8 protein-coding genes are annotated in these 12,149 nt (G+C 52.3%); 7 read left to right on the forward strand and 1 reads right to left on the reverse strand.

Annotated elements, in window-relative coordinates; all coding sequences use genetic code 11:
* The first annotated feature begins 28 nt into the window (after positions 1–28).
* The 7 genes from ileS (at position 29) to carB (ending at position 10,582) form a co-directional block, all read left to right on the forward strand.
* The gene (gene ileS / locus WN56_RS11320; protein WP_046075103.1) at positions 29–2,854 is read left to right on the forward strand and encodes an isoleucine--tRNA ligase; all 2,826 of its coding nucleotides are present in this window, start codon (positions 29–31) and stop codon (positions 2,852–2,854) included.
* The gene (gene lspA / locus WN56_RS11325) at positions 2,854–3,363 is read left to right on the forward strand and encodes a signal peptidase II (protein WP_046075104.1); all 510 of its coding nucleotides are present in this window, start codon (positions 2,854–2,856) and stop codon (positions 3,361–3,363) included. The genes ileS and lspA overlap by 1 nt, the downstream gene beginning before the upstream one ends.
* A gap of 44 nt (positions 3,364–3,407) precedes the next feature.
* Positions 3,408–3,839 carry an FKBP-type peptidyl-prolyl cis-trans isomerase gene (gene fkpB / locus WN56_RS11330; RefSeq protein WP_046075105.1) on the forward strand — a complete coding sequence of 144 codons (432 nt, stop codon included), beginning with the start codon at positions 3,408–3,410 and terminating at the stop codon, positions 3,837–3,839.
* Between the two features lie 10 nt (positions 3,840–3,849).
* The gene (gene ispH, locus WN56_RS11335; protein WP_046075106.1) at positions 3,850–4,794 is read left to right on the forward strand and encodes a 4-hydroxy-3-methylbut-2-enyl diphosphate reductase; all 945 of its coding nucleotides are present in this window, start codon (positions 3,850–3,852) and stop codon (positions 4,792–4,794) included.
* A gap of 134 nt (positions 4,795–4,928) precedes the next feature.
* Positions 4,929–5,732: a 4-hydroxy-tetrahydrodipicolinate reductase gene (dapB, locus tag WN56_RS11340; RefSeq protein ID WP_046075107.1), complete on the forward strand. Its 804-nt coding sequence runs from the start codon at positions 4,929–4,931 to the stop codon at positions 5,730–5,732.
* Between the two features lie 467 nt (positions 5,733–6,199).
* The gene (gene carA, locus WN56_RS11345) at positions 6,200–7,339 is read left to right on the forward strand and encodes a glutamine-hydrolyzing carbamoyl-phosphate synthase small subunit (protein WP_046075108.1); all 1,140 of its coding nucleotides are present in this window, start codon (positions 6,200–6,202) and stop codon (positions 7,337–7,339) included.
* A gap of 15 nt (positions 7,340–7,354) precedes the next feature.
* Complete coding sequence (gene carB / locus WN56_RS11350) at positions 7,355–10,582, forward strand: carbamoyl-phosphate synthase large subunit (RefSeq protein ID WP_046075109.1); 3,228 nt, start codon at positions 7,355–7,357, stop codon at positions 10,580–10,582.
* Positions 10,583–10,633: 51 nt separating this feature from the next.
* Here carB and dacB read toward each other — a convergent pair whose 3' ends face one another.
* On the reverse strand, positions 10,634–12,076 hold the full coding sequence (dacB, locus tag WN56_RS11355) for a D-alanyl-D-alanine carboxypeptidase/D-alanyl-D-alanine-endopeptidase (RefSeq protein WP_052708068.1): 1,443 nt from the start codon (positions 12,074–12,076) through the stop codon (positions 10,634–10,636).
* Positions 12,077–12,149: the final 73 nt, after the last annotated feature.

Consider the following 12,149-nt stretch of genomic DNA (forward strand, 5'->3'; position numbering starts at 1 on the left):
TGTAACCTCCATACGGAATCAATAATCAATGAGTGACTACAAAGATACCTTAAACCTGCCGGAAACCGCGTTTCCGATGCGAGGTAATCTTGCTAAGCGCGAGCCTGATATGCTCAAGCGTTGGTACGATGAAGATCTTTACGGTGCAATCCGTCAAGCGAAGAAAGGCAAAAAAACATTTATTTTGCATGACGGTCCTCCGTACGCGAACGGCAATATTCACATTGGTCACTCTGTTAATAAAATTCTCAAAGACATTATTATTAAATCGAAAACGCTGGCGGACTATGACGCACCGTACGTCCCTGGCTGGGACTGCCATGGTCTACCTATCGAATTGATGGTAGAGAAAAAAGTTGGCAAGCCAGGTCAGAAAATCTCCACCGCCGAGTTCCGGGAAAAATGTCGTGAATACGCGGCCAAGCAAGTGGAAGGTCAAAAAGCCGACTTCAAACGGCTTGGCGTGTTAGGTGAGTGGGATAAGCCTTACCTGACCATGGACTTTAATACCGAAGCCAATATTATTCGAGCGCTGGGTAAAATTGCGGGCAATGGTCATTTGCACAAAGGCTTCAAGCCCGTGCATTGGTGTACAGACTGTGGTTCGGCGCTCGCGGAAGCCGAAGTTGAGTACCAAGATAAAACATCACCGTCGATTGACGTGACTTTCCGCGCGGTTGATGAGCAGGCGTTATTGAACGTATTTACCCTAGCGGGCGATCACCAAGGCGAAGGCCCAGTATCCGCGGTGATCTGGACCACGACGCCTTGGACTTTGCCAGCGAACCGTGCGGTCGCCGTTGCGGCGGACTTGGAATACGTCTTGGTGCAAGTGGAAGGTGACCAGCCACAGCGCTTGATCCTTGCCGCAGAGCTGGCAAAAGATGTGATGGATCGTGCGGGTATTGAGCACTATCACAACCTTGGCTTCTGTAAGGGCGAAGCGCTGGAGCTTCAACGTGTTCAACACCCTTTTTATGACTTTGATGTGCCAGTTATCCTAGGCGATCACGTTACCACTGAATCGGGTACCGGTGTGGTTCACACGGCGCCAGGTCATGGTCAAGAAGACTTTGTGGTCGGTCAAAAATACGATCTCGAAGTAGCTAACCCGGTTGGCAGCAATGGTGTGTATCTGCCCGACACGCCGCTGTTTGCCGGTCAACACGTGTTTAAAGCCAACGACAGCGTGATTGAAGCGCTGAAAACGCACGGTGCCTTATTGCATCATCACGCGTATGAGCACAGCTACCCGCATTGCTGGCGCCACAAAACACCGATTATCTTCCGTGCCACGCCGCAATGGTTCATTGCCATGGACAAAGCGGGTCTGCGAGATAAAGCGCTGCAAGAGATCAAGAACGTTGAATGGATCCCTGACTGGGGACAAAGCCGCATTGAGTCAATGGTGGAAGGGCGTCCAGACTGGTGTATTTCGCGCCAGCGCACTTGGGGCGTGCCTATTGCCCTGTTCGTTCATAAAGAAACCTCAGAGCTACACCCGGATACGCTCAACCTGATTGAGCAGGTGGCTCAGCGCGTAGAGAAAGCCGGTATTCAAGCGTGGTGGGACTTAGATCTGAATGAACTGTTGGGCGATGACGCTGATCAGTACGAGAAAGTCTTGGATACCCTGGATGTGTGGTTTGACTCTGGCGCAACGCACTATGCTGTGGTTAATCAGCGTGACGAGTTTAACGGTCAAGAAGCCGATATGTATTTGGAAGGCTCGGATCAACACCGTGGCTGGTTCCAGTCATCACTGATGACGTCGGTGGCAATTAAAGACAAAGCCCCATACTGCCGTGTACTCACCCATGGCTTCACCGTCGACGGTAATGGCCGCAAGATGTCGAAGTCGCTGGGAAATACCATCATGCCGCAAGATGTGATGAACAAGCTGGGTGCCGATATTCTCCGTTTGTGGGTGGCATCAACCGATTATACGGGTGAGATCAGTGTGTCGGATGAAATTCTAAAACGCAGTGCCGATGCCTATCGTCGTATCCGTAATACCTCGCGCTTCTTGCTGGCTAACCTACACGGTTTTGACCCTAAAACTGACTTGGTTGCTCCAGACGATTTGGTGGCGGTCGATCGCTGGGCCGTCAGCCGCGCCCTCGAAGCGCAGCAAGAGATCACTGCCGCGTATGATGCTTGTAACTTCCACCAAGTGACTCAGCGTTTGATGCAGTTCTGCTCGATTGAAATGGGCTCGTTCTACCTCGATATCATCAAGGATCGTCAGTACACAGCCAAAGCAGGCAGCCATGCGCACCGCAGCTGTCAAACGGCGCTGTTCCACATCGTGGAAGCACTGGTACGCTGGATGGCACCGATTATGTCATTTACCGCGGATGAGATCTGGAATGAAATGCCCGGCGAGCGAACCAAGTTTGTCTTCACCGAAGTCTGGTATGACGGCTTGTTTGACTTAGAACAGCAGGCTGTGCTGAATCAGGCGTTCTGGGCGAAATTGCTCGATGTTCGCGGTGCAGTGAACAAAACCCTAGAGCAAGCCCGGAATGAAAAAGTCATCGGCGGTTCATTAGAAGCGGAAGTCACGCTTTATGCACCGACAGACTTTGCCGAGAAGCTGCGCTTGATGGGCGACGAACTTCGCTTTGTGCTGTTGACCTCGAAAGCAACCGTGATCGCGGGAGATGCCCCTGATTCCGCAACACAGACTGAACTCGACGGCTTGGCTGTGGACGTGGCGGCATCAAGCGCGGCTAAGTGTGAGCGCTGTTGGCACCATGTCGCTGATGTTGGCACCATTGCGGGTCATGAAGAGATCTGTGGCCGTTGCGTGACCAATATTGCAGGAGAAGGCGAAACTCGCCAATTTGCGTGATGCAGACTCTTTCCCTCTCACAATCAGGATGGCGCTGGCTTTGGCTAGCGCCGCTGGTCTTTGCTCTCGATATCGGCAGCAAGTGGCTGGTGATGCAAACCATGGAATACGGGTTTGCGAATCGGATTGAAGTGCTGCCTTTTTTCAATCTTACATACGTGCACAACCACGGCGCGGCGTTTAGTTTTTTAAGTGATGCCGGCGGTTGGCAGCGTTGGCTGTTCAGTGCGATTGCACTGGGGGTGAGCGGATTATTGGCGTATTGGATGCGGGGAACACCGGCCAGCAAACGCATGATCAATATTGCCTATGCGATGATCATTGGTGGCGCACTGGGTAATTTGTTTGATCGTCTTGTGCATGGCTACGTGATTGATTTCCTTGATTTTTATCTCGGAAGTTCGCACTGGCCAGCGTTTAATCTCGCCGATTCGGCGATATGTTTGGGCGCTGCATTGATAATCCTAGATAGTTTTCGTCAAGGCCAGTCATCGACCAAACAAGGATGATGCGTATCTATCAGCAAAACCGCGACTGTCTAAAAGGATGAATCATGAAAGCAATCACAGCGTCTAGCGAAGTCATTATGCACTTTACCATCAAACTGGAAGATGGTTCGGTTGCCGATACCACCCATAATGCGGGTAAACCGGCGAAGCTGGTGATGGGCGACGGTAGCTTGACGGAAAACTTTGAAACTTGCCTTCTTGGTTTAAAAGAAGGGGAGTCGAGCAGCTTCACCTTGGCACCAGAGGATGCATTCGGCCAGCCTAATCCGGATAATATCCATCACATGGATCGCCGTCACTTTGGTGGAGAAACGCCCGCAGAAGAAGGGGCGATCATTGCCTTTAGTGGGCCGCAAGGGCAGGAGATCCCGGGCATTGTGACGGCAGTGACTGGGGATTCCGTCACGGTTGATTTTAACCACCCGCTGGCTGGGAAGACCGTCATTTTTGATGTTGAAATTATAAGTGTGCAATAAAGGCGGACACATGAAGATCTTACTTGCCAATCCCCGTGGCTTTTGCGCAGGGGTTGACCGTGCCATCAGTATTGTTGAGCGCGCGCTAGAAATCTATCAGCCCCCCATTTATGTCCGTCATGAAGTGGTGCATAACCGCTTTGTGGTGGAAGGCTTAAAGCAGCGTGGGGCGATTTTTGTTGAGCAGATCAGCGAAGTGCCCGACGACAATATTGTGATTTTCTCCGCCCACGGCGTGTCGCAAGCGGTGCGTAATGAGGCCAAGTCGCGTCAGTTAACCGTATTTGATGCCACGTGCCCGCTGGTGACGAAAGTGCATATGGAGGTTGCGCGTGCCAGTCGTAAGAATATGGAAGTGGTATTGATCGGCCATGCCGGCCACCCTGAAGTGGAAGGCACCATGGGGCAATACGCCAGTGAAACCGGCGGCATGTATTTGGTCGAAACCCCAGAGGATGTGTATACCTTGAAAGTGAGCGATCCTGATAACTTGCACTATGTGAGCCAAACCACCCTGTCGGTCGATGAAACCGCGGATGTGATTGATACCTTGCGTAAGGTGTTTCCTAACATCCAAGGACCACGTAAAGACGACATTTGTTATGCCACCCAGAACCGCCAAGACGCAGTGCGCGATTTAGCGCAAAGCTGTGATGTGATGGTGGTGGTTGGGTCAAAAAACAGCTCCAACTCAAACCGTCTGCGCGAGTTATCCGAAAAACTCGGCACGCCAGGTTATCTAACCGATACGGCGGAAGATATCGATCCGGCCTGGTTTGAAGGCAAGCAGACGGTCGGGATCACGGCCGGTGCGTCGGCACCAGAAGAGTTAGTGGATCAAATTATCGAGCGAATCAAGCAGCTGGGTGCCACCCATGTTGATAATCTCGCAGGGCGTGAAGAAAACATGTTTTTTGAAGTGCCTAAAGAGTTGCAAATTCGAGAAGTCACCTAGGGTGATGTTCAAGACGGCGAGGGGAGCATGTGCTTCCCTTTTTTTCGCCAATATACAAGTGCCAAGGAACGCGCTAGAGTGATTGGCTACCAAGAAGGAGCCAGTGAACTGGCATAGTGACAAAGGGGAAAATCATGGTACGTATTGCCATAGCAGGCGCGGCTGGGCGCATGGGTCGCAACCTTATCCAAGCGGTTTCACAGTATCCAGGTGCCACTTTAGGGGCCGCGAGCGAAAGACCGGAATCCAGCTTAGTCGGTACCGATGCGGGAGAGCTCGCGGGCATTGGCCGGTTAGGCGTTAATGTGGTGGACGATTTGGCGAAAGTGAGTGACGACTTCGATGTGGTCATTGATTTCACCGCCCCTGCTGCGACCCTGGCCAACCTGACGTTATGCCAAGCACAAGGCAAGCAGTTGGTCATAGGTACGACAGGGTTTGATGACTCGCAAAAGCAAACCATTGAAGAAGCGGCGGCTTCGACAGCCATGGTGATGGCCCCGAATTACAGTGTTGGTGTCAATCTTGTCTTCAAGTTGTTAGAGCAGGCAGCCCAAGTGATGGGAGAAGAGTGCGACATTGAAATTGTTGAAGCGCACCACCGTCATAAAGTTGATGCACCATCTGGTACCGCACTCGGTATGGGTGAAGCCATTGCCGGCGCAATGGGAAATAAACTTAGCGATGTGGCGGTTTATGCGCGTGAAGGGATCACCGGAGAGCGAAGCAAAGATGAAATTGGCTTTGCCACGCTTCGAGCAGGTGACATTGTTGGCGAGCATACGGCGATGTTTGCCGATATTGGCGAGCGTGTAGAAATTACTCACAAGGCGTCTAATCGAAACACCTTTGCCAAAGGCGCCGTACGAGCTGCGGTTTGGCTCAATCAGCATCAACGTGGTTTATACACGATGCAAGACGTCCTCAATCTTAAATAATTATTCATCGCGCCTCGGCGCGATGTTTTTTTCTGCTTTTCCCTCTTCCTTTTTCGGTTGCCTTCCTGGTTCAGACATTATTACCACTAATCTTGTGTTTGTTGTCATTATGGTGACAGATAGCCCTTATGCATGCTTTTGTTGCATGAGTAAACGTTTGCTAATCTACATTTTCTGATAAGGGTAAAAAGGTGTTGATGAAAAACACATTAATCGCGCCTTTTGCACGTTTTTTATCCGTAATTCATGGATTAGGCTTGTTGTTATAGCGCTTTGGCGGTCGTTTCTTTATGAGTGACGAATAAAATAAAGAAAAATCACGCGCTTTGATTGACAGTCCCCCTGTGCATCCCTAGAATGCGCGCAATTTGTCAAAATTCAGCTTGACGTGAGTTTTGATCTTAGATGGAATACGTGAATGCAACGTTAGTCGTAAAAAGTGCATTTCTATATAACTGGAGGTTGTCTTGAGCAAGTCTGCGCTCTTAGTCCTAGAAGATGGGACAGTGTTCCACGGTACCCCAATCGGCGCTGATGGCACCGCGGTGGGAGAAGTGGTTTTCAATACCTCGATGACGGGGTACCAAGAAATATTAACCGACCCCTCTTATTCCCGTCAGATTGTGACACTCACCTATCCTCATATTGGCAACACCGGCACCAACTCCGAAGACGAAGAATCTAGCCAAGTTCATGCCCAAGGCCTCGTTATTCGTGATCTTCCCCTGTTAGCCAGCAACTTCCGCAATCAACAATCCCTTTCTGACTACCTCAAACAGCACAACATTCTCGGTATTGCCGATATCGATACGCGGAAACTCACGCGCTTGTTGCGAGAGAAGGGCGCGCAGAACGGCTGTATTGTGGCCGGTGACAGTGTGGATGAGGCCTTGGCGCTCGCGAAAGCGCAGGACTTTCCTGGCTTGAAGGGAATGGATCTCGCCAAAGAAGTGACCACCAAAGAAAGCTACCGCTGGACACAAGGCTCTTGGCAGCTTCATCAAGGCTTGCCCGAGGCTGCCGTAGAAGGTGAGTTGCCGTATCACGTGGTGGCCTATGACTTTGGTGCTAAACGCAATATTTTGCGCATGTTAGTTGACCGTGGCTGTCGCTTGACGGTCGTGCCCGCGACCACGCCAGCGGAAGAGGTGTTAGCGATGAGCCCGGATGGGGTTTTCTTATCCAATGGCCCTGGCGATCCGGCGCCGTGTGATTACGCGATTGAAGCGACGCGCACGTTTTTGTCAGAAGGCTTGCCTTTGTTTGGCATTTGTCTTGGCCATCAAATCTTAGCCCTCGCCAGTGGGGCGAACACAATTAAGATGAAGTTTGGTCATCACGGGGCTAACCATCCGGTCAAAGATTTGGAGCGTGGTGTGGTGATGATCACCAGCCAAAACCATGGCTTTGCGGCCGATAAAGACAGCCTGCCAGAGACGCTGCGCGCGACCCATGTGTCTTTGTTTGATGGTAGCTTACAAGGTATTCATCGCACGGATAAACCCGCATTTAGTTTCCAAGGGCACCCAGAGGCAAGCCCAGGGCCGCATGATGCCGCGCCACTTTTTGATCATTTTATCGACCTCATCAAACAACATCGCGCCTAATTGGAGTCGTTGAGCATGCCAAAACGCACAGACATAAAAAGCATCCTTATCTTGGGCGCAGGCCCGATTATCATTGGCCAAGCCTGCGAATTTGACTACTCAGGGGCACAAGCGTGTAAAGCCCTGCGCGAAGAGGGTTATCGTGTCATCTTGGTCAATTCCAACCCTGCCACCATCATGACAGACCCAGAGATGGCCGATGCCACTTACATCGAGCCTATCCAGTGGCAAGTGGTGAAACACATCATCGAAAAAGAACGCCCTGACGCCGTACTGCCAACCATGGGTGGCCAGACAGGTTTGAACTGTGCACTGGATCTCGAGCGCCATGGCGTGTTAGCCGAATTTGGCGTGGAAATGATCGGTGCCACCGCTGACGCAATAGATAAAGCCGAAGACCGCCATCGCTTCGATGAGGCGATGCAAAGCATTGGTTTGGATTGTCCGCGTGCGGGCATCGCCCACAGCATGGATGAGGCGCACAAGGTGCTCGACGAAGTGGGCTTCCCTTGTATTATCCGTCCCTCCTTTACCATGGGAGGCACTGGTGGGGGCATCGCCTACAACCAGGAAGAGTTCAAAGAGATTTGCGAGCGCGGCCTCGATTTATCCCCCACCAATGAGTTGTTGATTGATGAGTCACTCATTGGTTGGAAAGAATACGAAATGGAAGTGGTGCGGGATAAAAACGACAACTGCATCATTGTCTGCTCGATTGAAAACTTCGATGCCATGGGGGTCCACACGGGGGACTCTATCACGGTGGCGCCAGCGCAAACCCTGACCGACAAAGAATACCAATTGATGCGCAATGCGTCGCTGGCTGTTTTGCGCGAAATTGGCGTTGAAACCGGCGGCTCAAATGTACAGTTTGGGATTAACCCCAAAAATGGCCGCATGGTGATCATTGAGATGAACCCGCGGGTATCACGCTCTTCGGCATTGGCCTCAAAAGCAACCGGCTTCCCAATTGCGAAAGTGGCAGCCAAGTTGGCGGTGGGCTTTACCCTTGACGAGTTGATGAACGATATCACCGGTGGCGCAACGCCCGCCTCGTTCGAGCCGACCATCGATTATGTCGTGACTAAAATCCCACGCTTTAACTTTGAAAAATTTGCCGGCGCGAACGACCGTTTAACCACCCAGATGAAGTCAGTGGGTGAGGTGATGGCGATTGGCCGTAACCAGCAAGAGTCACTGCAAAAAGCATTACGCGGTCTGGAAGTGGGCGCGGCGGGTTTTGATGAGATGGTAAACCTGGATGACGATACGGCGCTAACAAAAATTCGTCATGAACTCAAAGAGCCCGGCGCCGAACGGATTTGGTACATTGCCGATGCGTTTCGTGCCGGTATGTCGGTCGATGGCGTGTTTAATCTCACCAATATCGACCGCTGGTTTTTGGTACAAATTGAAGACATTGTCAAACATGAGCAGCAAGTGCGTGAGCAAGGCTTCGCGGGGCTCAACAAAGCCGCGCTGCGTCAGTTAAAACGTAAAGGTTTTTCTGATGTCCGTTTGGCAACCTTGTTAGGCGTGTCGGAAATTGAAGTACGCAAACTGCGTGACAAGTTCCAGATTCATCCTGTCTACAAACGTGTGGATACCTGTGCCGCTGAGTTCTCTTCTGACACCGCGTATATGTACTCCACCTACGATGAAGAGTGTGAGTCACAGCCGACAAATAAGAAGAAGATCATGGTGATTGGCGGTGGCCCGAACCGAATCGGGCAAGGGATCGAGTTCGACTACTGCTGTGTCCACGCATCCCTGGCCCTGCGTGAAGATGGTTTTGAAACCATTATGGTCAACTGTAACCCTGAAACCGTTTCTACCGATTATGACACCTCTGACCGCCTCTATTTTGAGCCGATCACCTTGGAAGACGTACTCGCCATCGTGAACGTTGAAAAGCCTGAAGGGGTCATTGTTCAGTACGGTGGGCAAACGCCACTTAAACTTGCCCGTGACTTAGAAGCGGCGGGTGTGCCGATTATCGGTACCAGCCCAGATGCGATTGACCGTGCTGAAGATCGCGAGCGTTTCCAAGATGCGGTGCAGCGCCTTGGCCTTAAGCAGCCTGCTAACGCCACCGTCACCGCACTGGAACAAGCAGTGGAGAAAGCCAAAGAGATTGGTTATCCGCTGGTGGTGCGTCCGTCCTACGTCCTCGGCGGGCGAGCGATGGAAATTGTCTATGATGAAACCGACCTACGCCGCTACTTTAACGAGGCCGTGAGTGTGTCGCATGAGTCGCCAGTCCTGCTGGATCATTTCTTGGATGATGCGACTGAAGTGGACATCGATGCCGTGTGCGATGGTGAAACCGCCGTGATTGGCGGCATTATGGAGCACATCGAGCAAGCTGGCGTGCACTCTGGTGATTCTGCTTGCTCGCTACCTGCTTATACTCTCAGTGACGACATCCAAGATCGCATGCGTGAACAGGTGCGTAAGCTGGCGTTGGAGCTAGGCGTTAAAGGCTTGGTCAACACCCAATTTGCGGTGAAAGATGATGAAATCTATCTCATTGAAGTCAATCCGCGTGCGGCGCGTACGGTCCCATTTGTGTCCAAGGCGACCGGTGTCCCGCTCGCGAAAATTGCAGCACGGGTCATGGCCGGACGCTCACTGGCCGAGCAAGGGTTTGTTAAAGAGGTGATTCCACCTTATTACTCGGTCAAAGAGGTAGTGCTGCCGTTCAATAAATTCCCAGGGGTTGATCCACTGCTGGGCCCTGAAATGCGCTCGACCGGTGAGGTGATGGGTGTCGGTGATACCTTTGCCGAAGCGTTTGCCAAAGCGGATTTAGCCTGTGGTAAAGCCTACAGCGAGGGTGGACGCGCCTTGTTATCGGTGCGCAATAATGACAAGCAGCGCGTGGTGGATTTAGCGGCGAAGTTGCTCAAGCTTGGTTTTGAGCTCGACGCGACCCATGGCACCGCGGTGATCCTTGGCGAGGCGGGCATCAATCCGCGTCTGGTCAATAAGGTACATGAAGGGCGACCACACATTCTTGATCGCATCAAAAACGGTGAGTACAGCTATATCGTCAATACCACGGAAGGGCGTCAAGCGATTGAGGACTCAAAAGTGCTGCGCCGTGGCGCACTGGCGGCTAAAGTGAATTATACCACGACCCTGAATGCTGCTTTCGCGACCTGTATGGCGTTAACGGCCGCCGACATGAGTAAAGTCAATCCGGTGCAATCGTTGCATGCACGGGTACTGACCAAATCATAACAGTATGATTGTCAACGCGTATGAGCCCGCCATCTTGGCGGGCTTTTTTGTTCAGTGAGATGGCGCTCGTGTAGGCAGTAGCTGACCGCGGATCAGCGCCATATAAAATTCACGCTCAAACTGAGTAATCGGCGAGGGCACATTCTCCGGCTGTGCGTCTTCCTCGGGATGATAATGACTGACAAGTTGCACCACGATATGCTGGTTTCCTGAATCATCTTCTAAAACCCCAGCTAGATTAAAGCTGCCATACAGCGAACCACTTTTGGCCTTTAAACGCCCTTTTATGGGGGCGTGGCGAATGCTCTGGCGATACTTGAGGGTACCATCCACACCGGCAGTGGGGAGCATTTGAACCATGCCAAGTGCCGGGTGAGTGGTGATGTAATGCATCACCTGCGCCAGTTGGCGGGCGCTGAGACGGTTATTACGAGACAGCCCTGAGCCATCGACCAGCACAGCCTGTGATAGGTCAATCCCAGCCTCCTGCAATATCGCTTTCACCGCCGCGACGCCATTGCGATAAGAGCCAGGCTGCTGAAAGTAGCGGCGCCCCAAGGCTTTGAGAAGATTGTCGGCAATGAGGTTGTCAGAGTCGCGCAACATCGTGGTGAGTAGGGAGGTAAGGGGCGCTGACTGGTGACGAGCCAACTCGCGTGACTGGCTGGGCGCCCGCGCCACTCGGATATCGCCTTTCACACGCACATTCAGGCGCGCGAGCTCATCGGCCACAATGGCTTTGACGTAAGTCGAAGGGGTCTGTACGGCAAAGTTGAGGGGCAGCGGACGCTCCCGATGCGGGAGGCAACCGGAAAAATAATACGTATTTTGCGGTGTCGCGGTGAGATCGAGCCCGCAATGGCGGGTAGCTTGTTCGTCCTCGCTTACCGCTCGCGCTTGGTTCTCTACCGAAACGGGCTGGTGGTCAGGGACATGCACGCGTGTCAACGTACTATCAGGCTGGCTATAAATCGCACCTTGCACACAGTTGTGATTGAGGGTGATTGCCGTGGAAGGTGCACTGTAGCAGACCGCTAAAATGTCCCATGGCCAGCCAGGCGCACGGGTGCGACCAGCAAACGCATGCCCATCCAGATAGAGATTGTTAATGGTATCGAGACCACGACGCGGTAATTGACTCAGCAGTTGACGAATATCCTTTCGAGTCAGTGAGGGGTCACCGTTAAAAATAAGGGCGATGTCATCACCGGTTTGCACCAATCGGGTGGAAAAACGGAAAGTGCTCGGTAAATAAAGCCGAGCGGCGAGTCCGGTGAGGAGTTTTTGTGTACTGGCCGGAGGCAGCAGCGCATCGGCTTGCTCACTGATCTGGGGCTGATTTTGCTGCGCATCACTCACCCATAGCGCGACTTGGCTGCCTTTGGGGAGTAATGGTGTCAGTTGTTCCAGTGTTAACGACGGCGCCGAGGCCGATGCTAACGGCACGAGGAAAATCGCCATGGGGGCGAGGCGGCGGAAAAGAGCGGACAGCATGGTAAAAGCCTTTTTGTTTGCGCATGCATGCCATCCTACCCTGTCTAGCCTTGAAGACAAGCCGTTCGGGGTG

Source organism: Salinivibrio sp. KP-1 (genome assembly GCF_000968645.1).
GTDB classification, from domain to species: Bacteria; Pseudomonadota; Gammaproteobacteria; order Enterobacterales; family Vibrionaceae; genus Salinivibrio; species Salinivibrio siamensis.